Source organism: Vibrio sp. JZG10, from assembly GCF_054064075.1.
This window is the reverse complement of the sequence record NZ_JBSUGE010000005.1, coordinates 41,531-67,708: the sequence shown is the minus strand read 5'-3', so window position 1 is coordinate 67,708 and position 26,178 is coordinate 41,531. Positions and strand designations below refer to the sequence as shown.

Below are 26,178 nucleotides of genomic sequence, written 5' to 3'. Positions count from 1 at the left end.
TTGTTTTTCTTAGAACACAGTTTTTAGAACGCAGCTTTGTTAAAACAGCCTACATTAAAGGTGTGATTCGAATATCTGCGATTTGCGCTTCGTTCTTTTCACCCTCAATACCACCAGCGTAGATGTAGGTTTCATTCGATGTGAGGTAACTCATATTGAAGTGATCCTTCAGCGCGATCTGATAGGTTTTCCCCTGCTCCAACGCCACTTCAATTGGCGTTGAGTAACGCATACCTTGGTTTTCACCAATATGGCCCATCTGCAAGTAACCTTGACCAACCACTTTACCTTCATCATCCAATACCTCTAACAATTTCACGGTGTTCGTGATGCCAGTATTAAGTTGCCCTAGGTTATTGTTGTACCAAGCATCGAACTGGTAAGTGCCCGTTACAGGGGCTGTAAACGACTCTGCACCTTTTACGATGCCGCTGTCTTTGCTCACCGTAACTACCGATACATTGTCTTTGAGTGGCTGATATTCACCATCAAGTTTGATGCGGATCTCTTCACCGACACAAACCGGTTGGCTTGGGTTAGAACGGAAGCCTTTATCGTTAATGCTTTCAGCCAAATAACACGCAAAACCTGTTGGCGTATCGGAATAAGATTGGGCAACCACGTTCTTTTGAATCAGCTCTCCATTGCGATACAAGTTCACGTTGTACTTGCTCGTCACGTCAATCGAAACCGATTTATCAACGCTTTTTACCACCAGTTTTGGCTCTTGCGGAGAATAAACGCGACTGTCTTCACTCACATACGGTTTCACCCCAGAAACTAAAGTAATGCTGCTATCTACATTCACAAGCGCGCCCAGTGTCACGTGGAAATGCCCCTTTTCGTCCATCGTGACATTTTCAACTGGGTAGTAGCCTGTTTCATCTTTACTTGCTTCAGGCAAATCAATGGTTACCGAATAGTTCTTTCCTTTGAAAGCAAAGTTTTCCAACGTGATTTGTTCAGACTGAGCCAACAAGTTATTGCGCACCCAGCTTGTGATAAATGGCTTCACTTCCAAATTACCTGTTTCGGTATGGATGCCGAATAGCGTCTCTACCACCATGTTCAAGTAGCCACCCACAGACCAAAGCTGACGCTGAGAGTTAATCACTGGGCCATCCAAGCTCGGATCTTCGCCATGATCACTATGGATGATGAATGACTTACCAGAAAGCCACTCTAAGTTCTCCATGTTGGATAAGTTGGTTGCCGTACCACGAACCAACGATTGAATGGCATTGTTCGCTGCTGCCACGTTTTGTGTTTGATGCGCGGCGCGCAAGCTGTACGCGGTAACAAATGGCCAAATTGCACGGTTATGGTACACAGGCACGTCTGGTTGTTGAGGGAAATAAACCGGCACGCCAAACTCACTGTGTGGGTAATTGGCCATGATTTGTTTCGCCTGCGCATCACTTGCCACACCACTGATGATCGCAAGTGCTTCGCCCAACATGTCATATTTGTCGACCGCGATGTCTTTGCCATTATCAAACAAATAACTTACGTACATACCGCGTTCGGCATTCCAAAACTGCTCGTTGATAGCGGTTTTTAGCTGTGCAGCCCACTCGGTGTATTTGACCGCGTTGGTTGAATCGTACTTCTCTGCCAACTTAGCCGCGAGCTGAATCGCGCGGTAGTGAACCACATTTGTCGATAACGCTTTGCTGCTACCAATCGCATTGACATCGTTTGGCGTCCACGTTGAGTAAGTTTGCTCACGCCAATCAAGGAATGATTGCTCACCAGTGTATAAACCAGATTTCGCATCAAAAGCCGCCAGGCGATCGGCTTCAAGTGTATTACTGATCGCTTTGTAAGCGCGCTCAGCAAATTGGTTGTACTCTTCCCCATCCAATGCCGAAAGTAAGCGTTCTGCACCAAGCGCCCAAGTCGTGCGGTCAGTACTGATTGGCCAGCTACCGCCAGTGCCCGTGTCTTGCACAATCTGCTCGCCATCGTATTGCTGATCGGTCGTATCGCGGAAGGCGGACAATTTGAAATTCAAACCATTTTGCACGCGAGTTGGATTCATCAATGCAAGCGAAAGGTCTGCTGCGTACGCCAAATCACGCGTCCATACGTAATGCCACTTCGCGCCCGTCTCAAAAACTTCCGCTTTGATTGGGTTGTTGTAGTTGTAATTGCCGTCTTTGATTTCAGAAACGGCAAGCTGGTCTAGCTCTTTCATCGTCAACGCAAACAACGCGTCAAACGCGACATCGCCCGACACCACTCGCGGCCCTGTTTGTTCATTGATCACTAAGCCTTGGTCGAGCGCATCACGCAATTCTGTCGTCGTTGAAATACCAAATTCACGCAGCTCAGCTTTAGGATCTTTCACCGAGAAAATCACGGTATCACTCGAGTCATCGTAATTGGCGAACAGTTTCACTTCTTTACTCTGATGCCCTTGATGCACCATTGCAGGGTCGAGAATCGCATCAGAGTAGTATTTTTCCGCTTCTTCTTGCGTTGCTTTCGTCACAGTCATTGTCGCGCGACTTTCATCGGCAAAGCTCACAGAAAACTTGTAATACCCTTTGTCTTCAAACGTGATCTCAGAGTTGCAATCATCGTTCATACACGCTTCATTCGTGTCTGGTTTTGGTAGGTACTCCTGAGCTTTATCGAACGCCGCGGGCTCCTCAAAATAGGTGTATTGGATCTGCCAACCCGGATCAGCAATCTTGAACTGATTGCTACCTCGAGCGACGCGCAGTACGGTTTCGTACTCGTTATTACCCAAATAGTTTAGCTTGGCATGCTCTGCCGTGCCCCAATCCCCATTTAAACCACGTAAATATAAGTCGGCTGAAATAATTGGTTTGTCGACCGGCACAGGCGCATCAGAGGAATCTGACCCACACCCAGCAAGACCAATACAAGACGCGACAGCAAGCGCAATAAAACTCGGTTTCATGTTCATCCCTTAGATTGTTGTTTTAGCGACAGTCTAAAGAACACCCTTTTGAGGGGAAAATAGGAAGTCAGGAGCGAGCTATAGATAACATCTATACGTCAAACCCCAACAGTGATGTAGATCTATGAAATGCGCATAATTTCAATCAAATGAGATTACAGATTTGTGATTTATAAATGAAATTGTGCAAAATACCCCTCATTCTTAGAGGGGAAAGAAAATGGACAAATCTCTGCAGCAATTTTTACTGGTTGCACGCTGCCAAAGCATCAGCGCTGCGGCAAGAATGGCAGGGTTAAGCCAGCCAACAGTAACAAGCAATTTAAAGAAGCTGGAAGAGAATCTCGGCGTGACGCTGTTTGAACGTCATCCTAATGGCATGGTGTTGACCGAATACGGACGCATCCTCTATCGCCATAGCAACGCGATGCAGCATGAATACAACCAAATGATGCAAAGCATTGATGAACGGAAACAGTACCAAGTCGGAAAAATTAAAATGGGTACTGGCGATGCGTGGTGGCCGCTGTTCGTCAAACAAGCACTCAATGAACATCTGACCAAGCAGCCATCGGCATCTACGCACGTCGAATTTGGCAACCACTTAGGCTTGATGGATTCATTAATCAACGAACAGATTGAATTCTTCATCGGCCACGAGATTGTCGGCTTGTCGTCTAAATGCGATGTTACGTTTATTCCACTATTTCAAACGGTTGATGCCTATTTTGTTTCCCCAAGCCACCCACTTCTAGGGAAAACCGTCACCGAAGAGATGCTGCACGAATACCCCGCTCTTTCGGTCACTTATGACGCTAAGAAATTCGCTCACGTCATCGATAACCCAATCCCGAAACAAAATGAACGCGAAAGGCAGCAACTGGATGACAGACCGACTTACGAAGTGGATTCTCTGCTCGCCAGCATTGATGTACTGAAAGAAAGCGTCGCGGTGATGTCTTATACTCGCCATCTGCAACCGTATTTGGAATCCTTTGGCTTACAATGCTTAACCATGGAAAACGAACCAAACCCTGGCACCGTCGGGATTTATCGCCACCGCCGAGAAACCTCTGAATCGCATCTAGATCTGATTGCTGGCATCACTCAGCGCGCTAAATTGCTCAACTAGAAAGTCCAAAAACAGGCGAGCTCTTTTCGGTTGATATTGACGGCTTTGATAAATGACATGCAGATCCGCTTCAGCGCCTTGCGAAAAGGCGCTGAAGTTTTTCATATACCCATCCAAAACCGTTACTAAACGTTGTTGTTTGAGGTCTTGCTGAATATCTAAAATCGATTTCAACGCAATCCCCGCACCGTCCAACGCCCATTGTCGAATTACTTCACCATCATCAGAAAATCGCTTTGGCGTGACCGTGATCGTTTGGTGAGACTCTTCACCTTTAAAGTGCCACGTTTTTAATTCTTCATTGCTGCGCACCATCGCTAAGCAGCGATGATCCGCGAGATCTTGTGGGCAGTTTGGGATACCTTGCTTCGACAAATAATCAGGTGACGCGCACAGTACGCGTTGACTCGACGCCAGCTTGCGCGAAATGAGATTACTGTCCGCTAACTCGCCGTAGCGAATCACTAAATCGAGCCCCGATTCAGCCAAGTTCGATAAATTGTCATTAAGGTAAAGATAAGGCGTGACATCCGGATATTGCTCAGAAAAAGCCGACACCATCGGCGAAATAATTTGTTTGCCAATATCTCGTGGAGCTGAAATTTTCAACGTTCCGCGCACTTGCGAAATACCCGTTTGCAGTAAGTTTTCCGTCTCTTTCACGCTATCAATGATGTTCAGACAAGCTTGATGGTACATTGCCCCTGCGTCCGTGAGTGATACGTGGCGTGTGCTTCGGTTGAGCAGCTTTACGCCATAGCGTTCTTCTATCGCTTGCAGCCTTGCCGTTACCGTCGCCGGAGATAAACCTAACTCCCTTCCCGCCGCTGCCAGACCTTGATGTTTAACGATGCTGACAAACAACGTCATATCCGAAAACTTATCCATCTTCGCGCCCTTATTATTTGGAAAAACTGAATAATCAATTCAGATATTACCCAATTATCAAATTAAGTCGAATCCATATACTAACCCTATCGACATTGTTTAGACCCAGAACGTTATGTGACAGGGCAAAGTTAAACGCCGTAACGCTGTATTCGGCGTCACTGTGTTCAACGCACAACAACACGCCCTGCCCAGCCAAGAGATAGGAAACAAAAAATGAAACTGTACATTTATGAACATTGCCCCTTTAGCGCCCGCGTCCGTTTTGTTGCAGGCATGCTGAATATTCAGCTCGACGTCATCAACATTGCTTATGACGACGAGAGCACCACCACAAACATCATCGGCGCAAAACAAGTTCCTCTTTTGATCAAAGACGATGGCGAAGCGATGGCGGAAAGCTTAGACATCATCAACTACTTCCTTGAATTGGCATCTTCCAATGAAAGCAGCCAACCCTCAGCACCGGTTTTAGACTGGCAAAAACAGGCGTTTTTACCGCTACAAAAAGTCGGGTATCCGCGTTGGTCAAACATGACGTTACCGGAATTTGCAACAGAAACCGCTAAACAAGCATGGCGTGCAAAAAAAGAAACCGAAGCATTAAATTTTGAAGCTTTGATTAACGATACACCTGCGATTGCGAAAGAAGTCGCCGCTTTGATAGAACAAACCAAACCCTTGCTCAACCTAAATTCAGAAAAGCAAACGTCACTGGTTGATCAAGCCATTATGTTCTCTATTCTACGCGGTTTTTTCAGTGCTCCCGAAGTGCAATGGGATCCAGCCGTACTTCATTGGATGGCAACCGCTCGTAAAGCGACCAACGTGCCAGTACTTATCTAAGGAGTGCAACATGAAACAAAGAACAAATAAGCTGTTTGAGCCAGCTCAAATGAAAGCGTTGTCACTACAAAATCGTATTGTCATGGCACCAATGACTCGCGCACGCACCACTCAGCCGGGTAACATCCCGAATGAGATGATGGCAACGTATTATCAACAGCGCGCTTCTGCTGGGCTGATCATTTCCGAAGCCACACAAATTTCGGACGATTCTCAAGGCTATTCGTTCACCCCTGGCGTTTACACCAATGCGCAAGTGGCGGGCTGGCAGGGTGTGACCCAAGCGGTCAAATCACAAGGCGCAGCGATGTTTTGTCAGCTATGGCATGTGGGCAGAGTGTCTCACCCAACATTCCAAAATGGTGAACAGCCTATCGCGCCATCTGCGCTCGCTCCGGTAGAGACGCAAGTTTGGATTGCAGATGAACAAGGCAACGGCAATATGGTCGATTGTGTTGAGCCTCGCGCCATGACACAAGCGGATATCAACCGAGTTGTCGGTGATTTCGCGAACGCAGCCAAACGCGCCATTGAATCGGGTTTTGATGGTGTAGAAATCCACGGCGGGAATGGGTATCTGATCGATCAGTTCTTAAGAACCAACTCAAACCATCGAACAGACAACTACGGCGGTTCACGAGAAAATCGTATCCGTTTTCTTATCGAAGTAGTGGATGCAGTTATCGCCGCTGTTGGTGCGCATCGAGTTGGAGTGAGATTGGCACCATTCATTACGTTTAAAGATATGGACTGCCCAGATATCGTACCAACGATCTTGGAAGCATCAAAACAGCTACAGGAGCACGACATTGCCTACTTGCACTTGTCCGAGGCCGATTGGGCCGATGCTCCAACGATTCCTGAGACGTTTCGAGTCGAACTTAGAAAGCGCTTTCGCAACGCTATTATTGTTGCAGGTCGCTACGATCCTCAACGAGCAAACGAAGTATTAGAGAAAGGCTACGCGGATCTTGTCGCATTCGGACGACCATTCGTAGCAAACCCAGACTTAGTCTCTCGCTTGCAACATCACCATCCGTTGGCAGAACTCGATGGCTCAACGTTGTTTGGCGGAAACGAACGAGGCTACACCGATTACCCTGCTCTGCAACAGGAATACGCAGAACAGGCCTAACAAAAAAAGCCCCAACCTAGCTGCTACGGTTGGGGCTGTCACCAAACTAGAATTGGTTTTAGCTAGCTTAATCTGGCTAAGAGTTAAATCACTTCTAACGCGCCGCTGCGCCAAGGTTCGATAACGACTTTGATGTGATCATTTGGCGTCATTAACTGTCTAAACGCATCTTCCACACCATCGATTCCCACTTTGGCGGTAAGCATTTTCTGCCAAGGCAACTTGTGTTCGGCAATCGCTTGAAGGCATTGCTCAAACTCTTGCGGTTGGTAGTAGTAAGAGAATCTCAAATCGAGCTCTTTTACCGTCGCGTACGCGTAGTTAATGGTTGCTGGAGCCGTATGAATGCCTGATACAACGATTCGAGATCGGGCAGGAGCACGGCGCATGAAATCATCAATCAAAGTATGTTTGCCAACACACTCATAGATGACCAAACGTGAATTCATTCCATACTGTGCCCCGACGGCGATCTCGTCCTCCTTGGTCGGGTTGATCAATCGATTTGCGCCAAACTCGCTGGCAAGTTGCAGCTTCTCTTCCTGAAGATCGACCGCAAGAATGTTGCTCACACCGCGTTGTTTGAGCGCTGCAATCACCGCCAGCCCTATAGGGCCGCAACCGACAACCAGCGCTGTATCTTCCGTTTCGATTTCACTGCGATTGACCGCATGCAAACCGACCGCCAGCGGCTCGGTTAACGCTGCCGCTTCAGACGGTATTTCGTCGGGCACTGGCAGTAGGAGCGCTTCATCAAGTAGGAAATACTCAGAGTAAGCGCCGTAAGTACCCGGAGTGACACCAACGCCTGCGCCATTTTGGCTGAGCAACATCGGCACAGAGGTGACTCGGCTACCGACAGGCAACGTTTGCTGCGTATCGGCACCGTATTCGACAATTTCCGCACAGAATTCATGTCCCAACATCACTTGAGCGTGCTCACCTACTTCATCAGGCATCAACCCGAGCTGGTAGAATACATCAAACACCTCATCCGCGTGTCGAGTAATGTGTAGGTCGGAGCCACAAATCCCACAGGCGAGACTACGAACCAAGATTTGTCCCGCTGCGGATTTGGGGATTTAGACTTGCTTCAGGCGGACACTACCATCCTGCATTACGATACTGTTCATCTGTTGCATGGGGTTACTCCGCTAGCTCATCACTCAGGGCAGCAATCGCACCCGGTTTGATATAGCGCGCAGTGAAGCCTTGCGCTTTGGCAGCGGCAACCACCACTTGCTCAATCCAACCTGCATCCATGATGTTGATAAAGTTACCCTCTTCGTCAAAGTTAATGTTCGCACCTTGGATCACCATAAAGCCATCTGCGCCACCCGACTCTTCTGGACAGTGAAAGGTATGAATCGAACCGCCCGGCTCATATAAGTAGCTACCAGCGGTTTGGACTTGGTCTGGATACTCGATGTAGTGCCACGCGCCACTCAGTGTATAGAAATGCACCACACCAGTATGGAAGTGCTTAGGCAGAGTGATACCCGGTTTGAACTTGGCGCGAATCACCCACGTACCATTTTCTGGGTCAAGAAACAGCGGGTAAACATCAACACCCGGTAGCGCGTCTTTAATGATCGACTCTTCATTAGTATTAAGAGTTAATAGGAAATCTTGATGCTGAATAACTTCTGGTAATGACATAACTTACATCCTCACTATTGCTGTAATTTGGCGTGCTCGCCTATTCCATCTATCCCATGAGCGGGTACTTAAAATTCTCGAAACCGTCAGATGCGCTAATGGTGCAGCCGTTGATACAGTTGGCTTTCTCGCTGACAAGAAACGCTACCACGTTGGCAATCTCTTCTGGTTGCGTGAAGTTTTGGCGCATCTGTTCTTTGCGGATGTGGTTCCACAAGCCGATCTCTTCGTATTGCCTTAACATCGGAGTATCGACACGTCCCGGAGCGACGGCACACACACGAATATCCAGAGGCGCTAACTCTAGAGCGGCGCATTTGGTCATCATATCGACTGCGGCTTTACTGACGTTGTAGGTAAACGTCATCTCGGAGGCCATTTGGGCGTAAACGGAAGAGGTATTGAGGATCACGCCCGGTGTCCCTTGCGCTTGGAATTGTCGTCCAGCGGCGAGAATGCCATAGTAAACGCCGTTTTGGTTGACTTTAGAGATAGGCTCAAAGTCGGCGATAGGATCATGTTCAAGCAGAGGTTTCGGTGCGCCGATACCTGCATTGTTGACCATGATGTCAAGTGAGCCAAATTGTTCGACCGCGTACCTCACCATGGCTTCGACTTGTTGGTAATCGGTGACGTCCGCAACAAAGGTTTCCAACTGCTTAGAGCCAAAACTTGCGTACATTTGCAGTGATTGCTCTGAGATATCGACAGCAAGCACTTTGGCTCCTTGCTCTCTTAGCTTTGCAATAATAGCTTGCCCAATTCCACCCGCAGCGCCAGTCACGATGGCAGTTTTATTGATAAGTTCCATACAGCTTCTCATCCATGCGTTGTTGTTATCGAAATGTAACTTAGATCAACTCACTGGCATTCACTTGACCTTTTACGAAGTAAATTTGATATATTGCGATTTACAACCTGTTAACATTTAAAAATCGAGACATGTATATCGTACGAAGTGGCGCTGCCGATAAATTTGATAGCTTGGTTTCAGAATTAGGTCAGAATCCGCAAGAGATAATGGCCGCTGCTGGCCTGTCTGCCGCGCAGTTTCGCGATCCCGATACGTATCTCGCTTATCCAAGATTGGCTGAATTGCTGGAGGAAGCGGCTGCTCGTTGTAAGCAACCGTTGTTTGGTGCGTTACTCGCCGAGCGCCAAAACCTGCAAAGTTTAGGCGATTTGCCGATGCTGGTTTCTCGTGCTGAAACGGTCGGTGATGCATTGGCGCGGGTGAATGATTATCTCTATTTGCATTCGTCAGGCGTTACTCTCAACATGACGCCACAAGATGATTGGGTACGATTGTCGCTCAATATTGATGTGAATAGTGACCGCGGTATTGCGCAGTTGATGCAGCTCAGTGTGTCACACTTAGCCATGTTTATCGCCAGTTTGCTCGATATTGAAGCAAGCCACTTCGCGCTACATTTGACTCAACACGCAACCTTGGAAGTAGAGCAAAGCAAGTTTGCCCAACAGAACAAACTGCGTTTCGGTGATAAGTTTGACGGTATCCTACTTAAAGCGAGTCTGCTTAACGCTAAGAACCACCAAGACGAAGACGCACTGGATCGCCACTTTCAACAGCACCTCAAGTATTTACAAACCCGCTATCCTAACAATCTGAGTGATCAAGCAGCGAATATGATTGGTCGTTTGTTGTCGACGGGAGAATGCAGCGTGGAGCGCGTTGCAAGAGCATTAGACCTGCATCCGAGAATGCTGCAAAGCAAGCTAAAGCAGCAGAGCACGAGTTATCGACAGCTGTTGCAGCAAGTGCGTCAGGATTTCGCCGAGCAGCGTTTAAGTGAGAATATTCAGAGTATTACCGATATCGCGTTGCAACTGGGTTATGCAGAAACTGCGGTATTCAGCCGCCACTTTCGCAGTTGGACAGGAAAGTCGCCCAGCCAATGGAGACTGGAGAACAGAATAAGTTGAACCAGTTTGAGAGCATAGATTAAAAAGCCGCCGATATTCAGCGGCTTTGAGCGTTTAGTCGATACTATCGAAACGCTAAATCACGTAAGAAAAGTGAAATCGAAGGGAAGAAAATCAGCATCACAGAGACCAAAAGCAAGATGAACACAAACGGTGGTGTGCCGCGAATCACTTCCACATAAGGACGTTTAAACACGGCAATCGCGGTAAAAATATCACAACCGAATGGCGGTGTTGCAGAACCTATCGCAGCTTGCAATGTCACGATGGTGCCGACCAGTACTGGGTCAATGCCAGAGGACTTAATCACAGGTGCAAAGATAGGGATCAAAATCAGCATCACTACGATTGGATCAACGAACATACAACCAATAAAGAACGCAATTGAAATAACGACCAGTAACTCGGTCTGCGAAAGATCATTAATCCCGATCATACCCAACAATTCTTGCGGGATCTGGGCAAATGAAATTACCCAAGAAAAAGCAGCCCCTGCTGCGACTAAGATAAATACCACCGCGGTAACCATGCCCGTAGAAAGCGCGATTTCGCCAAGCTCCTTCCATTTCACTTTACGGAAGATAACCATTTCTAATAACACAGCGTACAACACCGAAACCGACGCCGCTTCGGTAGGGCTAAATACTCCAGCATAAATACCGCCAACAGTAATGATCGGAAAACCAAATGGTAAAACCGCTTTACGTATTGTGGTCCAACGCTCTTTCCAGCTGGCTCGCGGGGCATTTTCTACAGAGCTTTTGCCTGCATAAAAATAACAGTAGGCAGAAAACATCAATAAAATCACGATCGCCGGTCCAATACCAGCAATAAACAGCTCAGCAACCGATGTTCCAGACACCACACCATAGATGATCATACCGATACTCGGTGGAATAAGGAGCGCTAAGTCAGAGGCGTTAATAATCAAAGCCAGAGCAAAACTGTCTTTGTAACCATACTCCAACATTTTCGGTCGCATAATAGAGCCAACAGAAACAACGGTGGCTTGTGTAGACCCAGATACCGCACCAAACATCGCACAGCTAAGCGATGAGGTGATCGCCAGACCGCCACGAACGTGCCCAACAAACGCCATTGCGACATCTAGCAAGCGCGTTGCTGCCACGCCTCGGGTAATAATTTCTGCCGCGAGAATAAACATCGGTACTGCGATCAACGCAGCGGGTTTGATGCCAGCAAGCATTTGCTGGATCATAAAATCTGGCCCCAGACCAAGAAAAACAATAAATCCCAACATGGTCGCCGCTAATAGCGGTACCAACATCGGAAATCCAAAAGCCAACAACGTGATCATCGTTGCTACAAGAGCGGTCGTCATAGCGCTTTCTCCTGCTTAGTGGCAGAGCCGATGCCATCTGGTCGAGATGAGCGTGAAAGCTTTGTCAGCATTATGAAACGTTTGATATGGCGACTACCCACACGCGCGAACTGAACCGTGCTAAAGAAAAGGCCAATCGGTGCGATTAAGTACACCCAACTCAAAGGTACTTGCATTGCAGGAGAAAGACGCCCCATTTGGCTCACCTTGCCAATGTATTGCCACGAATACCAAGTTAGCACCGCCACCAATGCGGCGGTGAGTAAATAAATAATGCCGTTGGCTAAAGTTTGTATACGCTTTGGAAGCATATCGGTAAATGCCGTCATACGGATATGGCGAGATTGGCGGGCAGCATAACTGCAACCAATAAACGTGACGGCAATAATGAGGAAATAATTGAGTTCTTCTGAAAAGTAGATGCTTTGGCTAAAGAGGTAGCGCCCTAACACGTTAGCAATTGAGTTCAACGCAATAAGAAGCACCGAGCCAATGAGCAGTGCCGCCTCCGCTTTCTGTATATATTTATCTAGCCACTGAAAAATCCCTTTCATCCGCGCTGCTCCTGATCAACAAAAATGTTAATGAAACGTTATCTTTTTCATGACAATCAAGTCAATCAGGTGAATAAGAAAGATTTTCTGAACTTGGCGCTTTCGCAGAAAAAATTGGTCAGAGCATACTGCTCAGACCAAAAAGTGAGAGGTTGGAGGGTTTGTATCGAGAATTTCTGCAATCACAGACAACCCATGCTTGATGTAGCCTCGATTAGTCTCTGCTCCCAAACTGATTCGCACGTAAGGCATTGGCTGGTTAGTATCGAGAACAAAAGGTTTATACCCCGTGATCTGCACCCCAGAACGCTTAGCCGAAGCGACCAGCTCATCACTGCTCCACTGCTCGGGTAACCTCAACCAAATGTGCTGACCATTCGGGTGTGAGCTATAAACATGCCCTTCTAAGGTGGCTTTTGCTATTCGCTGGCGCTTGGCAAATTCATTGACTTGAAATCGAACAAGTCGATTTAATGTACCGTTCTCGATCCACAAATGAGCGACTTCAAACGGTAGCGGGGTCGCAGACCAACTCGTCGCAGCTAAACGGCCAATCGCATGCTGCAAAAAATGACGTGGGACCGTTAAATAGCCCGTACGCATACCTGGCGCTACGACTTTGGTTAAACTGGTGACATAAAAAGCCTGCTCGGGTAACAGTGCGGCGAGAGGTGGGACACGATTGGGCTCTAGTGCCCCATACACGTCATCTTCAATCACGTAGATCTCATACTGCTTCGCAATATTTGCTATCGCCTCTCGGCGCGAAATGTCCATATGCGCACTATTCGGATTGGCCATGCTCGGTGTGCAACACAGCGCCTTGATTGGTTTGTGTTTACATGCCCATTCAAATGCATCCGGCGTGATACCAAACTCATCCATCTCAAGCGGCTGTAACTTAAATCCAAGCATTCTCGAGCGAGAGATCAAGCCATGATCGACTAAGTGGCCACAAGCGACTAAATCACCGTGTTCAACAACGGTGCTTAAAGCCAAGGTCAAGCCATGGCATGCACCATTTGTGAGTAATATTTGCTCGGTACCAACGTCTAACCCTTGGCTACTGAGAAATCGCGCTCCGGACTCAATATGATGAGGCTGACCTGTTACTGGCTTTGCTTTACTGATCAAACTGCGATTGTTTGTTTGCCCAGCAATTTCCATTAACGCCTGATTAAAAAGCGTAATGTGGCGATCGGTTACTACCGGATGAGCGATCGACATATCAATTTCATCCGGTGTTTCTTTCATCTCTTGCGTCAGCATGAACTCCGTGTCCGTGCTTTCATCCACAAAGCCTGATTTTACAAACGTACCGTTTCCCACCCAAGACTCGAGCGCACCTTTTTTCTCTGCATAACCATATGCATGACTGACGGTTTGTACGCTCACGCCAATTTGCTCCGCAAACTCACGATGTGTGGGTAGTCGAGTACCGGGTTTTAGGTAACCACTGCGGACACATTCGACAAGATAATTGCCAATGGAGATGTACTTAGCGGTGCCTGGGCGAATGATCGGGTTCAAAGAAATTGTCATGACACAATATTTTAATTGATTCATTTTTAATGCTCATTGTAACTTCAATTTAACAAATGGCGAGTTTTTAGCCATTAAATGCGGTGTAATGCACAAAAATGAGCCACAATTGTAATGATTGACATGAGAAATATAGATTCAACAAACATGTTAAATGGCATCGTTTAATCCAAACCCAGCCGCAGTGGTGAGTTGCAATAGTTTTTAAACGCAGGTCTGGCTGACCTGGTGGAAGGTAGAAATACCTCAACGTCTCCGAAGGCCCATAAGGCGTCGGATTTTTAACAAGGAGAAAATATGAGAGGCGTTGCTTTGCATTTTACACTGGATGAATTCCAGGACCGATTAACAAAAGTTCGGCAGTCGATGGAAGAACGAGAGTTGGATGTCCTTATCATTCACGATCCTTCTAACATGGCATGGCTGACAGGTTATGACGGTTGGTCTTTTTATGTCCCACAATGTGTCGTTGTAGGATCATCTGGCGAGCCTGTTTGGTTTGGGCGCTGCCAAGATGCCAATGGGGCATACAGAACTGCGTATATGTCGGCAGAAAATATCACCTACTACCCAGACCATTATGTAATGAACCCACCATTACACCCAATGGATTTTCTGGTAGAAGCGGTACTCGCCCCGCGTCTTTGGGATCGCGGCCGTATCGGGGTGGAAAAAGATAACTATTACTTTAGTGCCACCGCTTACGAGTCACTCACCACGCACTTGCCGAATGCTCAACTTCTCGATGCAACCGGGCTAGTCAATTGGTGTCGCGCCGTTAAATCTGATCAAGAACTGGCTTATATGTACCGCGCAGCTCGCATTGTTGAAAATATGCATCGCGTCGCGTTCGATATGATCGAGCCAGGATTGCCTAAACATCACCTTGTCGCCGAGATTAACCGCCAAGCAGTACTTGGGCATGAAGATCACTTTGGCGATTACACCGCGATCGTGCCGCTTTTGCCATCTGGTTCTGATGCTTCTGCACCTCACCTAACGTGGGACGATAGACCTTTCAAAAAAGGCGAAGGTACTTTTTTCGAAATCGCTGGGGCACATCGCCGTTACCATTGCCCACTATCTCGCACTATTTTTCTTGGAGAACCGGACGACAAATTCAAACGTGCAGATGAAGCATTAACTTTAGGTCTCGAAGCAGGCTTAGAAGTCGCAAGACCAGGCAATACTTGCGCCGACATCGCCAACGCATTGAACCAAGTCCTCGATAAAGCAGGATTCTCACGTGAAGGCGCCCGATGTGGTTACCCAATTGGTCTGAGCTACCCTCCTGACTGGGGCGAACGAACCATGAGCTTGCGAGACACCGATAAAACCGTATTAAAAGAAGGCATGACATTCCACTTTATGCCGGGGCTATGGTTTGAAGATTGGGGGTTAGAAACCACCGAAAGCATTGTGATCACCCGTGATGGTGCAAAAACACTGTGTGATTTCCCACGCCACTTATTTGTTAAACACTAACTTTTCAAACCGTAAGTTCTGTTGAACTGGGCTTAAGAACAAAAAGGACTCGATATGCAAAAGAGCTCGATCACAGCCACCGTAGACTTTGACCGAGAAGGCGTGCAGCACGGCTTTTTAGCGCTGCCCTATTCCCATGATGACTCCGCTTGGGGAAGCATCATGATACCTATCACCGTGATCAAAAATGGTCACGGGCCAACGGCGCTGCTTACTGGCGGTAATCACGGTGATGAATACGAAGGCATTACCAGCCTACTTAAATTGGCTAACTCGCTGCAAGCAGAGCAAATCCAAGGTTGCGTCATTATTGTGCCAATGATGAACTTACCTGCGGTACAAAATGCCTCGCGCACATCGTCTATCGATAAAGGGAATTTAAATCGCAGCTTTCCCGGAAACCCTGTAGGCTCAGTGACCGAAAAAATCGCGGATTACTTTACTCGTTACTTAGTACCCATGTGCGATTTTGCGTTAGACATTCATTCAGGTGGAAAAACGTTAGACATCGTGCCTTTCGCCGCAGCCCATCGTCTCGACAACCTCGATCAAGAAGAAGCATGCATCTTAGGTGCGAAACTGTTTGGCGCACCTTACACCATGATCTTGCTCGAAATGGACGCCACTAGCCTGTACGACACCGCAGTGGAATCTCAAGGCAAAATTTTCGTCACCACAGAGCTCAGAGGTGGCGGAACCAGCACTCCAGAAACCATCGCTTATGCCGACCGAGGTATTCGTAACTTCTTGCGTTTTTCGGGCAACTTATCAGGTGATTACGAAAAACCAACCCTGCCAACCAGGTTGCTTGATATGCCCGATGCAAGTTGCTACGTGCAAAGCCAGCACAACGGTATCACCGAATACTTATTTGAGCTTGGCGATACCATCAAACAAGACGATGTACTTGCAAGAATCTATTCAACCGAGCGTACAGGGAGCGACCCAATCGAATACAAAGCGCAGCGCAGTGGGATTTTTGCTGCACGTCGTTTCCCAGCCATGGTCAACATTGGTGACACGGTCGCCGTAATTGCCGAAGACTGTGGCGAATTAAACTAACTCTTACTAGGGCGTATTGACCTTTCGCGGTTAAATTTTGTTCGAGGTAAAATCGTTTTAGGCGCGGCGAAGACTATGCAGCCTAGTCATTCTAAGCAAATGGTCTTCAACAAAGCATAAAACGATTTTTGCGGGGGCGCCTAGCTCGAACCCTTCGGGCAGCCTTTGTGGTTCATTTCTACTGCGTTATCGGCTTTTTATGTAGGCCACCCACAAAGCGCTGCAAAAATCAGCTCGAAAGGTCAACACGCCCTAAACACGACACAACATCGGGTCTGGTGTATCACCTGCCGTTGGTGAATTGACTCACAAACTGATTAAGGAAGAAATGGATGAATCCGATGAAACACAGCTACCTAACGAGTGCCATACTGATCGCTGCCAGCTTTGCCACCAGCAATGTTTATGCAGAGACGTGGAAATTCGCTCTAGAAGAAGTCAAAGGCTCGGTGCAAGATGCTTATGCGCAAGAGTTTAAAAAGCGCATCGAAAATGCAACCGATGGCGACGTCACAGTGGAAGTCTATCCATACGGCACATTAGGTCAGTCAGAAGATCTTACCGAGCTTACTGCGAACGGTATTATCCAATTTACCAACGCATCGCCAGGTATTTTTGGTTCATTCGTGCCCGAAATGCAGGTTTTCTCCATCCCTTACCTTTTGTCGCAAGACAATGATGTGAATAAAAAAGTGCTGAGTTCAAGCCCTACTATCTATGACACACTCGGCGGAAAGCTAGAACAGAAAAACCTCAAACTTCTCACTATGTATCCAGAAGGTGAAATGGTGTGGACGACCAACCGTGAGATTCGTTCTCCAAAAGATTTTGATAACTTCAAAATACGCGTGATGGCATCGCCAATGCTGGTTGAGGCTTATAAATCGTTTGGAGCCGACCCTACGCCTTTGCCCTACTCAGAAGTCTATGGTGCTCTGCAACTTAAAATGATCGATGGTCAAGTAAACCCCGTTTTTGCTATCGAAGAAATGAAGTTCTACGAAGTGAATGACTACATGATCTGGGCAGGACAACAACAATTTACTACTACTGTCATTACCAACAACAGCTGGTTCGAAACCCTCCCACAAGACCGCCAAGATCAGGTCAATAAAGTCATCGCTGGTATGACTGACTTTATATTTGAAAAACAGGATGAGTTTAACCAAAAACGTCTTGATCAAATTAAGCAAGCAAAACCAGATATGCAGATGATCAAACTCGACAGTGACGAACGTGCAGCATTTAAACAAGCCTCTATGCCAATGCGGGACAAATACATCGAGCTTACAGGCGACAGCGGTAAAGCAGTGCTGAGCTCACTGGAACAAGAGTTCAATCAATAACAGAAAAAGGAGTGGCCTTCGGGCCACCTTATAGCGGTTGACCAGTCATCAACTATTCTGAACTGATTGGTATTTTACAGGGAGACCAATTATGCGCCTCGATCGCTACGACGTAAAAATTCTACAAATACTTCATGACAATGGCCGTATTACCAAATCTCACCTTGCCGAGGCCATTAACCTATCCGTGAGCCCTTGCTGGGAGCGTGTCAAAAAACTGGAAGAAGCAGGCATCATTGAAGGCTACGGGGCAAAAGTAAATACCGATGTTTTGTTCAAACGAACGTCGGTCATGGTTGAAGTTACGCTCAAAGAGCACAGCGCCCAAGCGTTCAAACGTTTCGAGCAACTGGTTCAACACTCACCAGAAGTCACTGATTGTTATGCCACAGGCGGCGGTGTCGATTACATCCTCAAAATTCAGTCGGAAGATATTGATCAATATCAGCGGCTTATCGACAACTGGTTAGAGTCAGAAGTGGGCATTGAGCGCTACTTTACTTACATCGTGACGAAAACAATCAAACGTGATGCAGGCACATTAGAAGTGAACCAAAACGCCTTGTTCTAAAAGGGAAAACACGCTTAAAAGACAACCAGAAAAATCACCATATCTAACGGTGTGGAAAAGAAAGTTTTGATGGTTTAAACCTCGGCATCAGAAATTATTTCGGTCACTTCTCCATTACAGTTTAACTATGGACAACGACGCTGGGAGAAGGACTCATGACAGCACTGCACAGCTTACATGCTGAGGAATTAAAAGCCTCACACGACATGATGGCGATAATGAAAGACGTACGTTTGGTGAGAGGTTTAGCGTACGTAAATGGCAAATGGGTAAGTGGTGACCAATTTCATCCGGTGGATAATCCAGCGGATGGGACGGTCATCGGCTACATTACCAAGCTATCTCAGCAACAACTCTATCAAGCGATTGATGAAGCCGACCAAGCCTTTCGTCAATGGCGAAAAATGCAAGCAGAAGAACGCGCTGAAATTCTCATGCGTTGGCACGATCTGATTTTAGAATCAAAACAAGATCTTGCTCGTTTGATGGTTATGGAGCAAGGCAAAACATTAGGTGATGCTTTGGGTGAAATCGACTACGGCGCATCCTTTGTTCGTTGGTTTGCAGAGGAAGCACGCCGCAGCTATGGCGAAACCATCCCAAGTCATATTCCGAATGCGCAGCTATCGACGGTACGCGAACCGATTGGTGTCGCAGCTCTGATTACACCATGGAATTTTCCTAATGCAATGGTCACCCGTAAAGCCGCCGCAGCATTAGCGATAGGCTGTCCGGTGCTCATCAAACCTGCCAGTGAAACGCCTTTCTCCGCATTGGCCTTGGCAGAATTAGCAGACCGAGCCGGCTTTCCACCTGGTGTATTTAACGTGATCACTGGCGATGCGGTGATGGTGTCACAAACCTTGTGTCACTCCGATAAAGTCAAAGCACTCTCGTTCACAGGTTCAACTCGAGTGGGTAAGTTGCTGCTGCGCGACGCGGCACAAACCGTGAAGAAGTGCAGTATGGAGCTCGGCGGTAATGCCCCTTTCATCGTGCTGCCAGATATGGATGTCGAGCAAGCAGCCAAAGCTGCCGTGGATGCCAAGTTTCAAACAGCAGGACAAGACTGCTTGGCCGCAAACCGTATTTTCGTCCCCGAAGATAAGTACGAAGCATTTTTGGAAGCGTTTGCCAAAGAAATGAGCCACATCGTTTTAGGCAATGGTTTAGATGAAAAAGCCACCATGGGGCCGCTGATCAATCGCACTGCGGTGGATAAAGCGCATGATTTGGTGCGTGACGCACTCGACAAAGGCGCGCGATTGGTAGCGGGATACCACCAGCCCGTACCAGGCGAAAACTTCTTCGCGCCGACATTGCTGGCCGATGTCACCCCTGATATGGCGGTGTATCGCGAAGAGAATTTTTGTCCTGTGGCAGGCGTATTGCCTTACCAAGACTTAGATACCGTGATTGAAATGAGCAACGACACTGAGTACGGCTTAGCTGCCTATGTTTATGGCCACGATATTCACCAAATTTGGCGCTGTATGCGTGGTTTGGAGTTTGGCATGGTGAGCGTGAACTCCGTCAAGATGACTGGGCACCCTATCCCATTCGGCGGTGTGAAACAGTCTGGACTTGGACGAGAAGGCAGTCGCCACGGCTTTGAAGAATACAGTGAAATCAAATACTGCTGCTTAGGCGCTTTACCAACCGTCAGTGGCAGTTAAGGCACGAAATATGGATATCCAATTATTCGAGGAGAAGGATCATGAGCAACAAAACCCAACAACTTTTAGAGATCGACCGTCAGAGAGTATTTCATGCCTCAACCCACCTGAAGCAGTATGCGGCTGGGGAGCTTTCGGGAAGAATTATCTCGAGCGGAAGCGGAATACGCATCACCGATTCAGAAGGCATCGAGCTGATAGACGGCTTTGCCGGGTTGTATTGTGTGAACATTGGCTATGGCAGGACTGAAATGGCCGATGCTATTTATGAACAAGCCAAAGAGCTGGCGTACTACCACACTTACGTCGGTCATACGAACGAAGCACTAGTGACACTGTCAGATCGCATCATCAAAATGGCGCCTGAAGGCATGAGTAAAGTCTACTACGGCATGTCAGGCAGCGATGCGAACGAAACTCAACTTAAGTTGGTGTGGTATTACAACAATGCTCGTGGTCTACCAGAGAAGAAAAAAATTATCTCCCGTGATCGCGGCTACCATGGTTCAAGTATCGCTTCGGGTTCAATGACAGGGTTGCCTCTGTTCCACGCACATTTTGATTTACCGCTTGAGCGCATCAAGCACACCATGGCGCCGTATTACTATCGCCGTGAAGACGAGAGCATGTCTGAGCTTGAATTCTCTCAATATTGTGCGGATCAACTCGAAGCGATGATCTTGGAAGAAGGCCCAGAAACGGTAGCAGCGATGATTGCGGAACCAGTGCTCGGTACTGGCGGTATTGTGCCACCACCAGAAGGATACTGGCAGGCGATTCGCAAAGTACTCGACAAATACGATGTACTCTTGATTGCGGATGAAGTGGTCTGTGGCTTTGGTCGCCTCGGCTCCGATTTTGGCTCACTGCACTACGACATGAAACCGGATCTCATCACGGTAGCGAAAGGGTTAACCTCAGCGTATCAACCGCTGTCTGGCGTGATCGTCGGTGAACGAGTTTGGAGTGTGCTAGAAAACGGCACCGACCAATGGGGCGCTATCGGACACGGTTATACCTACTCCGGTCACCCAATGGGAGCGGCAGCCGCGAACTGCAACCTCGATATCATTGAACGTGAGGGCTTGGTGCAAAACGCAGCCGAGGTCGGCGCTTACTTGCAGCAACGCATGGCGGAGACGTTTAACGATCATCCATTGGTCGGTGATACTCGTGGCGTTGGCTTGTTGCATGCGTTGGAGTTTTCTTCAGACAAACTCCGCCGAGCACACTTTGATCCAAACTTGAAAGTAGGTCCGCAAATCGCGGCAGCCTGTTTAGAGCAAGGCTTAATCGCTCGCGCCATGCCACATGGTGACATCCTCGGCTTTGCTCCACCGCTTATCGCGAATCGTAATGACATCGACACTATTGTCGACAAAGCGCACCAAGCGGTCAATAAAGTGATGGATAACCTCGTCACGTCTAAACAGTGGCAGCCAAAATAGCCGCGAATTAACCAACTCACAAACCTACCAATGATTACCGCCCCCTCTGACCAAATTAGAGGGGGCGGTCCTAAGAGACGTACTAGATGGAAACACAAGCAATCTTTGCCGCAAAGAAAGCGATTAACGGATTAGTCAGTCGCACACCATTACTTCACTCACCACGGTTATCGCAACAATATCAATGTGAAATTTGGTTAAAACTGGAAACACTACAACCTATTGGTGCTTTTAAATTGCGTGGAGCGACTCATGCCATGAACAAACTGAGTGAGGAACAAAAACAACATGGCGTCGTCACTTGCTCTACTGGTAATCACGGCCGTGCCGTGGCTTATGCTGGGCAACGACTAGGAGTCCGCACCGTGATTTGTATGTCCAATTTAGTGCCACAAAACAAAGTCGACGCAATTAAAGCATTAGGCGCAGAAGTTCGAATAGTTGGTCAAGCACAAGACGACGCGGAGCGAGAAGCATTGAGGCTAACAGAAGAAGAGTCGATGACCTATCTCTCACCATTCGAACACCCAGACATCATCGCCGGACAAGGGACCATTGGGCTAGAAATCATTGAAGATCTTCCTGATGTCGACGTCATTTTCGCCGGGTTATCTGGCGGCGGATTGATTGGTGGTATTGGCTTAGCCGCAAAATCAAACAGCAGCAAAGTGAACGTGTATGGCGTTTCCATGGACAAAGGCGCTGCGATGGTAGAAAGCATTAAAGCAGGAAAACCAGTACAAGTTGAAGAGTACGAATCGTTTGCTGACAGCTTAGGTGGCGGCATAGGTTTAGACAATCGCTATACATTCAAACTCGTGCAAGAAGTCATGGATAAAGCGTTTTTAGTCAGTGAACACAACATCGCCAAAGGCATGGCAGATATTTTCGATGCAGAAAAATTTGCCGTAGAAGGCGCGGCCGCAGTGGGGCTTGCCGCCATTCACCAGCATCAACTGGACTTACGCGGTAAGAAAGTCGTTTTGGTGCTCAGTGGAAAAAACGTCTCTTCAGACACTTTTGAGACGGCATTAAAAATTGGCCGCCAAGTCAAAGAATAACCGAGGTCGTGCGAATGAAAATCTATAATAAATCTCAGATAGAGCAAGTGACTCAGTTAGATCTTAATGCGTTAGCGGCCGTGGAAAATGGCTTCAAAGCACTTGGGCAAGGCAACGTCACCATGCCTCCGATTCTTAGTATGGCAATCGAAGAACATAACGGCGAAGTGGATGTAAAAACGGCGCATATCAAAGGTAATGAGCGCTTCGCGATAAAAATCAGCCCAGGATTTTTTGATAACCCAAAACTAGGACTACCCAGCCTAAATGGTTTGATGGTGCTCTTTAGCGCGAAAACAGGGCTGGTTGATAGCGTATTGTTTGACGAAGGGTATCTAACCGACATTCGTACTGCTCTCGCCGGCGCTATCTCCGCGAAATACCTGTCGAACTCAGAAGCATCCAAAATTACGGTTATTGGCAGTGGGCTTCAAGCAGAACTACAAGTCGCTGCAATAAAATTAGTTAGGCCAATCTCCCAAGTGAACATCTGGGCAAGAGACAACACAAAATCGCAGGCTTACAAACAACGTATGGAGCAACGATACGATCTATCCGTATCCGTACACTCCTCTATCCAGCAAGCATGCCAAGAAGCCGACATTATTGTCACGACAACACCATCAAAAGAACCTTTGCTGAATTGGGAAGATATCCCATCCGGAGCACACGTGATCGCTATGGGTTCAGACAGCCCTCATAAACGTGAGCTTGCCACCTCAGTCATCCTAAACGCTGAGCATCTGGTGGTTGATCGAATCAGTCAGTCAGAATCACTTGGCGAATTACGTGGTGTAGACAAACCGCTCACCCGTAGCCTAGTCGAACTTGGCGACATCATTTGCGGCAAGCACCCCTACTCAAGGCGTGTTGACGATGTTTCGGTATGTGATTTAACGGGAACTGGCGTTCAAGACACCGCAATCGCTGACTATACCGCTCAACAACTCACCAGCATTCAATCCACGATGTAACTTATTCCCTGTGACTTTGGCGGTGGGCAACCACCGCACTTTTTGAGGGCCGTAACATGCCAGAGCTCTGTACGTTTCAATCTTTAACCACTCAGTTTGAGTTTTCGGCGGATGTATCCGCTTATCAACGTTCAATCGGACTCATTCAACTCGCGACCGACTATGTGCTAGAAAACGAATGGCGCGAGCATTTACCCGCAGATGTTCGCTTATACACTTCACGCTTTCTTACCACAGGTACTGTCGATCCTCTGCACTTAACAGACATGCAAAACAGTATCCGCGAGTGTGTACGCACCATCGTGCCAATGTGGCCAATCAACGTCATGGCGTTTGGCTGTACGTCAGCTAGTGTGCTCATTGGCTCCGATCAAATCACTGATTTAATTCGTCAAGAGAGACCCGAAGCCATAACAACTAACCCTTGGCAAGCCGCACTGAGAGCGCTTGAACACCATCAAGCTCAAAGAATCGTTATGCTGACGCCGTATACCAATGACGTCAATCACCCACTTTATGAGTCCATGACCGAACATGGCATTGACGTTCTGGCCTTTGGGTATTTCAATCTCGACTACGATCCCCATATCCCAACCATTGGAGGACAATACGTAGAAAATGCCTTAGCGCAGCTGCTTGAGTCGATTGATTGCACTGTGGACGCGGTATTTATTTCATGCACGAACATGCGAGTCATGCATCTACTGCCTTATTTCTCAAGCCGCTTTGGTATTCCTGTACTAAGCTCCAACCAAGTGATGCTTTGGGACGCATTGCGTTTGCTTGAGTCCGATAATTTCTCCGACGTATCATCATCGCCCTTTCCTTGCTGATAAGGACTCGCTAAAATGCACAAAATTGCGCACTAACTGGATGAAACATGGCAAAACTTACCCTTCAAGAACAAATGCTGAAAGCTGGCTTAGTTAATGAAAAGAAACTAAAGAAAGCGAAGAAAGGCTCTAAAAAATCACGCGTTCAAGCACGCGAAGTAAAAGCGGCGGTTGAAGAGAATAAACGCCAACAGTTAGAGCGTGATAAACAATTGAGCGAACAGCAAAATGCCGAGCGTTTGAATAAAGAGATCAAAGCGCAAATCAATCAATTGATTGAGATGAACAAGATCGACTTAAAAGATGGCGATATTAAATACAACTTCACCCATGGCACCTTGGTTAAGTCACTGTATGTTGATGCTCTCATCCGTGAACAGTTGATTAAAGGCATTCTAGCCATTGCGATTGTCGGTGAAAGCTACGTTGTCATTCCACGCGGAGTAGCGAATAAAATTGCTCAACGTGATGAATCCGTCATCATCGAACAGAAAGAACCAGAATCGGACATTCCAGCAGAAGACGACCCATACGCAGATTTCGTCGTGCCAGATGACTTGATGTGGTAACAACAAACAATAGATGCATCAACGAAAAGAGCCGCTGATATAACATCAGCGGCTCTTTTTTTAATAGAAAAAATACGCTACAGAAATGATGTGCGTTATTGCTTACTTAGTAGCAAATTCACACCAGATGCGGCTAAAAACAGCGAACATCCGCGATTAAAACGTTTCGCCATCTTTGGATTTGAAAACCAATGTCTAAGGTACAAACCAAAAATCGCGTAAATTGAAATGGCGACCATTTCTAAAATCAAAAACGTGGAGCCAAGGGCAAAAAACTGCTCTTGAACGTTGGCGTTCACATCAACAAACTGCGGTAAAAATGCAGTAAAAATAAGAATCGCCTTCGGGTTACCGGCGGCAAGCGTAAACTCTTGTTTCGCAAGCCCTGCATAGTTGCGTGAGTTAGTTAACTCAGAGATCGGGCTCGATTCCGAACGCCAAAGGTTGAATGCAATCCACAATAGATACAACGCCCCCACCAGCTTTAACGCTAAAAACAGCATTTCTGATGTGTACAAAATCACGGCGAGCCCAGAGGCAGACAACGCGATCATGCCAGAAAATGCCGTAATACGCCCTAAACTAGCGACAAACGCGGCACGAAAACCGTAACAACGCGCATTATTCATTGCCAATAAGTTGTTTGGGCCTGGAGTCATATTCAGAGCAAAGCAAGCGGGAATAAAAAGGAGGAGCTTCCAAATATCCATGATAAAAAATGGCCTTAATTTTTAGTAATAGCCCGCACCGTAACATTGGCTGCTAGAATGAGTAAATAAAAATTCTACGCTAGAGCATTTCCGCTTCAAACCGAGCTGCTCTGGCTTGTGCAATCGTACAGTGCGTTTCTGTCATTAACTCAGCCAAGGTGATATTTGGGTTTTGCACCACCAACCGAATCAGTTTTTCTTCCAACGGTTCCAGTTTGTCCTGATGAACGGATAACCCTTTCTCCAACTTATTCATCACAAACCTTAGCTCTTCACACTGCCCTGCTTTTAGCTGATCAAGTAACGCTTTTAAGTTCAAAGCTTCTCCAGAAACTTGCCAATGACGAGAGCGCCTAACTCGCTTAACGTCACACCCGCAATCCGCCGCAATGACTTTAATGCGTTTAGCATTCTCACCGCCAATGCGATGAATCAGAGAGGGCAGCGAAACAATAATGTCGTCATCTTTCAT

Annotated in this window: 24 protein-coding genes; 14 read left to right on the top strand and 10 right to left on the bottom strand. The window is 47.3% G+C overall.

Annotated elements, in window-relative coordinates; translation table 11 throughout:
• Positions 1–49 precede the first annotated feature (49 nt).
• Positions 50–2,929: an MGH1-like glycoside hydrolase domain-containing protein gene (locus ACWYVB_RS08665; RefSeq protein WP_074190446.1), complete on the bottom strand. Its 2,880-nt coding sequence runs from the start codon at positions 2,927–2,929 to the stop codon at positions 50–52.
• A 220-nt stretch (positions 2,930–3,149) separates the two neighbouring features.
• Between ACWYVB_RS08665 and ACWYVB_RS08660 the strand changes: the two genes are divergently transcribed.
• The gene (locus tag ACWYVB_RS08660) at positions 3,150–4,061 is read left to right on the top strand and encodes a LysR family transcriptional regulator (RefSeq protein ID WP_182018757.1); all 912 of its coding nucleotides are present in this window, start codon (positions 3,150–3,152) and stop codon (positions 4,059–4,061) included.
• Here ACWYVB_RS08660 and ACWYVB_RS08655 read toward each other — a convergent pair.
• On the bottom strand, positions 4,014–4,949 hold the full coding sequence (locus ACWYVB_RS08655; RefSeq protein ID WP_457528727.1) for a LysR family transcriptional regulator: 936 nt from the start codon (positions 4,947–4,949) through the stop codon (positions 4,014–4,016). The genes ACWYVB_RS08660 and ACWYVB_RS08655 overlap by 48 nt on opposite strands.
• Positions 4,950–5,165: 216 nt before the next feature.
• On the opposite strand from ACWYVB_RS08655, the gene grxB reads away from it, so the two are divergent.
• Together grxB and ACWYVB_RS08645 are read left to right on the top strand one after the other, a co-directional pair.
• Complete coding sequence (gene grxB, locus ACWYVB_RS08650; RefSeq protein WP_457528725.1) at positions 5,166–5,795, top strand: glutaredoxin 2; 630 nt, start codon at positions 5,166–5,168, stop codon at positions 5,793–5,795.
• A gap of 10 nt (positions 5,796–5,805) precedes the next feature.
• Positions 5,806–6,930 carry an alkene reductase gene (locus ACWYVB_RS08645; RefSeq protein ID WP_457528723.1) on the top strand — a complete coding sequence of 375 codons (1,125 nt, stop codon included), beginning with the start codon at positions 5,806–5,808 and terminating at the stop codon, positions 6,928–6,930.
• An 83-nt stretch (positions 6,931–7,013) separates the two neighbouring features.
• Here ACWYVB_RS08645 and ACWYVB_RS08640 read toward each other — a convergent pair whose 3' ends face one another.
• From ACWYVB_RS08640 to ACWYVB_RS08630, 3 genes are all read right to left on the bottom strand, one after another.
• The gene (locus tag ACWYVB_RS08640; protein ID WP_457528752.1) at positions 7,014–8,012 is read right to left on the bottom strand and encodes a zinc-binding dehydrogenase; all 999 of its coding nucleotides are present in this window, start codon (positions 8,010–8,012) and stop codon (positions 7,014–7,016) included.
• A gap of 64 nt (positions 8,013–8,076) precedes the next feature.
• Entirely contained in the window at positions 8,077–8,589 is a 513-nt protein-coding gene (locus ACWYVB_RS08635) for a 2,4'-dihydroxyacetophenone dioxygenase family protein (RefSeq protein ID WP_025633388.1), read from the bottom strand.
• A gap of 49 nt (positions 8,590–8,638) precedes the next feature.
• Complete coding sequence (locus ACWYVB_RS08630; protein ID WP_047008061.1) at positions 8,639–9,400, bottom strand: SDR family NAD(P)-dependent oxidoreductase; 762 nt, start codon at positions 9,398–9,400, stop codon at positions 8,639–8,641.
• 131 nt (positions 9,401–9,531) lie between these two features.
• Here ACWYVB_RS08630 and ACWYVB_RS08625 point away from each other — a divergent pair, with 131 nt between their 5' ends.
• Entirely contained in the window at positions 9,532–10,533 is a 1,002-nt protein-coding gene (locus ACWYVB_RS08625; RefSeq protein WP_054866953.1) for a helix-turn-helix transcriptional regulator, read from the top strand.
• 64 nt (positions 10,534–10,597) lie between these two features.
• Here the strand turns inward: ACWYVB_RS08625 and ACWYVB_RS08620 are convergent, their stop codons facing one another.
• The 3 genes from ACWYVB_RS08620 to ehuR form a co-directional block, all read right to left on the bottom strand.
• Entirely contained in the window at positions 10,598–11,875 is a 1,278-nt protein-coding gene (locus tag ACWYVB_RS08620; RefSeq protein ID WP_005392736.1) for a TRAP transporter large permease, read from the bottom strand.
• Entirely contained in the window at positions 11,872–12,429 is a 558-nt protein-coding gene (locus ACWYVB_RS08615) for a TRAP transporter small permease (protein ID WP_006741397.1), read from the bottom strand. Before ACWYVB_RS08615 ends, ACWYVB_RS08620 begins: the two co-directional genes overlap by 4 nt.
• A gap of 132 nt (positions 12,430–12,561) precedes the next feature.
• The gene (ehuR, locus tag ACWYVB_RS08610; RefSeq protein WP_317411050.1) at positions 12,562–13,995 is read right to left on the bottom strand and encodes a MocR-like ectoine utilization transcription factor EhuR; all 1,434 of its coding nucleotides are present in this window, start codon (positions 13,993–13,995) and stop codon (positions 12,562–12,564) included.
• A 273-nt stretch (positions 13,996–14,268) separates the two neighbouring features.
• On the opposite strand from ehuR, the gene doeA reads away from it, so the two are divergent.
• The 10 genes from doeA (at position 14,269) to ACWYVB_RS08560 (ending at position 24,996) form a co-directional block, all read left to right on the top strand.
• Positions 14,269–15,456, top strand: coding sequence for an ectoine hydrolase DoeA (gene doeA / locus ACWYVB_RS08605; RefSeq protein ID WP_005392731.1), 1,188 nt, complete (start codon positions 14,269–14,271; stop codon positions 15,454–15,456).
• A 54-nt stretch (positions 15,457–15,510) separates the two neighbouring features.
• Positions 15,511–16,518: a N(2)-acetyl-L-2,4-diaminobutanoate deacetylase DoeB gene (gene doeB / locus ACWYVB_RS08600; protein ID WP_317411051.1), complete on the top strand. Its 1,008-nt coding sequence runs from the start codon at positions 15,511–15,513 to the stop codon at positions 16,516–16,518.
• A 332-nt stretch (positions 16,519–16,850) separates the two neighbouring features.
• Positions 16,851–17,864, top strand: coding sequence for a TRAP transporter substrate-binding protein (locus ACWYVB_RS08595; protein ID WP_053808060.1), 1,014 nt, complete (start codon positions 16,851–16,853; stop codon positions 17,862–17,864).
• A 91-nt stretch (positions 17,865–17,955) separates the two neighbouring features.
• Positions 17,956–18,435, top strand: a complete 480-nt coding sequence (locus tag ACWYVB_RS08590) for an Lrp/AsnC family transcriptional regulator (RefSeq protein WP_006741393.1) — start codon at positions 17,956–17,958, stop codon at positions 18,433–18,435.
• Positions 18,436–18,590: 155 nt separating this feature from the next.
• Entirely contained in the window at positions 18,591–20,111 is a 1,521-nt protein-coding gene (locus ACWYVB_RS08585) for an NAD-dependent succinate-semialdehyde dehydrogenase (protein ID WP_074190437.1), read from the top strand.
• Between the two features lie 41 nt (positions 20,112–20,152).
• A complete protein-coding gene (locus tag ACWYVB_RS08580) occupies positions 20,153–21,559 on the top strand; it encodes an aspartate aminotransferase family protein (RefSeq protein WP_053808062.1) in 1,407 nt (468 codons plus the stop codon).
• A gap of 86 nt (positions 21,560–21,645) precedes the next feature.
• Positions 21,646–22,620: a hydroxyectoine utilization dehydratase EutB gene (eutB, locus tag ACWYVB_RS08575; RefSeq protein WP_258615700.1), complete on the top strand. Its 975-nt coding sequence runs from the start codon at positions 21,646–21,648 to the stop codon at positions 22,618–22,620.
• 14 nt (positions 22,621–22,634) lie between these two features.
• A complete protein-coding gene (locus tag ACWYVB_RS08570) occupies positions 22,635–23,594 on the top strand; it encodes a cyclodeaminase (RefSeq protein WP_006741389.1) in 960 nt (319 codons plus the stop codon).
• Between the two features lie 56 nt (positions 23,595–23,650).
• Positions 23,651–24,427, top strand: coding sequence for a maleate cis-trans isomerase family protein (locus ACWYVB_RS08565; protein WP_457528717.1), 777 nt, complete (start codon positions 23,651–23,653; stop codon positions 24,425–24,427).
• Between the two features lie 47 nt (positions 24,428–24,474).
• On the top strand, positions 24,475–24,996 hold the full coding sequence (locus ACWYVB_RS08560; RefSeq protein WP_006741387.1) for a DUF2058 domain-containing protein: 522 nt from the start codon (positions 24,475–24,477) through the stop codon (positions 24,994–24,996).
• A 95-nt stretch (positions 24,997–25,091) separates the two neighbouring features.
• On the opposite strand, the gene ACWYVB_RS08555 is transcribed toward ACWYVB_RS08560, so the two are convergent.
• Positions 25,092–25,706, bottom strand: coding sequence for a LysE family translocator (locus ACWYVB_RS08555; protein ID WP_006741386.1), 615 nt, complete (start codon positions 25,704–25,706; stop codon positions 25,092–25,094).
• A 79-nt stretch (positions 25,707–25,785) separates the two neighbouring features.
• Complete coding sequence (locus ACWYVB_RS08550) at positions 25,786–26,178, bottom strand: ribosome recycling factor family protein (protein WP_048624767.1); 393 nt, start codon at positions 26,176–26,178, stop codon at positions 25,786–25,788.

What these genes read in the sequence shown, in the direction of transcription:
- ACWYVB_RS08595 (WP_053808060.1), top strand. Translation starts at nt 16,851, where the DNA reads ATGAATCCGATGAAACACAGCTACCTAACGAGTGCCATACTGATCGCT.
- ACWYVB_RS08590 (WP_006741393.1), top strand. Translation starts at nt 17,956, where the DNA reads ATGCGCCTCGATCGCTACGACGTAAAAATTCTACAAATACTTCATGAC.
- ehuR (WP_317411050.1), bottom strand. Translation starts at nt 13,995, where the DNA reads ATGAATCAATTAAAATATTGTGTCATGACAATTTCTTTGAACCCGATC.
- ACWYVB_RS08555 (WP_006741386.1), bottom strand. Translation starts at nt 25,706, where the DNA reads ATGGATATTTGGAAGCTCCTCCTTTTTATTCCCGCTTGCTTTGCTCTG.
- ACWYVB_RS08630 (WP_047008061.1), bottom strand. Translation starts at nt 9,400, where the DNA reads ATGGAACTTATCAATAAAACTGCCATCGTGACTGGCGCTGCGGGTGGA.
- ACWYVB_RS08550 (WP_048624767.1), bottom strand. Translation starts at nt 26,178, where the DNA reads ATGAAAGATGACGACATTATTGTTTCGCTGCCCTCTCTGATTCATCGC.
- ACWYVB_RS08620 (WP_005392736.1), bottom strand. Translation starts at nt 11,875, where the DNA reads ATGACGACCGCTCTTGTAGCAACGATGATCACGTTGTTGGCTTTTGGA.
- ACWYVB_RS08655 (WP_457528727.1), bottom strand. Translation starts at nt 4,949, where the DNA reads ATGGATAAGTTTTCGGATATGACGTTGTTTGTCAGCATCGTTAAACAT.
- ACWYVB_RS08660 (WP_182018757.1), top strand. Translation starts at nt 3,150, where the DNA reads ATGGACAAATCTCTGCAGCAATTTTTACTGGTTGCACGCTGCCAAAGC.
- ACWYVB_RS08625 (WP_054866953.1), top strand. Translation starts at nt 9,532, where the DNA reads ATGTATATCGTACGAAGTGGCGCTGCCGATAAATTTGATAGCTTGGTT.
- ACWYVB_RS08645 (WP_457528723.1), top strand. Translation starts at nt 5,806, where the DNA reads ATGAAACAAAGAACAAATAAGCTGTTTGAGCCAGCTCAAATGAAAGCG.
- ACWYVB_RS08635 (WP_025633388.1), bottom strand. Translation starts at nt 8,589, where the DNA reads ATGTCATTACCAGAAGTTATTCAGCATCAAGATTTCCTATTAACTCTT.
- doeA (WP_005392731.1), top strand. Translation starts at nt 14,269, where the DNA reads ATGAGAGGCGTTGCTTTGCATTTTACACTGGATGAATTCCAGGACCGA.
- ACWYVB_RS08665 (WP_074190446.1), bottom strand. Translation starts at nt 2,929, where the DNA reads ATGAAACCGAGTTTTATTGCGCTTGCTGTCGCGTCTTGTATTGGTCTT.
- ACWYVB_RS08615 (WP_006741397.1), bottom strand. Translation starts at nt 12,429, where the DNA reads ATGAAAGGGATTTTTCAGTGGCTAGATAAATATATACAGAAAGCGGAG.
- ACWYVB_RS08565 (WP_457528717.1), top strand. Translation starts at nt 23,651, where the DNA reads ATGCCAGAGCTCTGTACGTTTCAATCTTTAACCACTCAGTTTGAGTTT.
- ACWYVB_RS08585 (WP_074190437.1), top strand. Translation starts at nt 18,591, where the DNA reads ATGACAGCACTGCACAGCTTACATGCTGAGGAATTAAAAGCCTCACAC.
- ACWYVB_RS08580 (WP_053808062.1), top strand. Translation starts at nt 20,153, where the DNA reads ATGAGCAACAAAACCCAACAACTTTTAGAGATCGACCGTCAGAGAGTA.
- eutB (WP_258615700.1), top strand. Translation starts at nt 21,646, where the DNA reads ATGGAAACACAAGCAATCTTTGCCGCAAAGAAAGCGATTAACGGATTA.
- ACWYVB_RS08560 (WP_006741387.1), top strand. Translation starts at nt 24,475, where the DNA reads ATGGCAAAACTTACCCTTCAAGAACAAATGCTGAAAGCTGGCTTAGTT.
- grxB (WP_457528725.1), top strand. Translation starts at nt 5,166, where the DNA reads ATGAAACTGTACATTTATGAACATTGCCCCTTTAGCGCCCGCGTCCGT.
- doeB (WP_317411051.1), top strand. Translation starts at nt 15,511, where the DNA reads ATGCAAAAGAGCTCGATCACAGCCACCGTAGACTTTGACCGAGAAGGC.
- ACWYVB_RS08570 (WP_006741389.1), top strand. Translation starts at nt 22,635, where the DNA reads ATGAAAATCTATAATAAATCTCAGATAGAGCAAGTGACTCAGTTAGAT.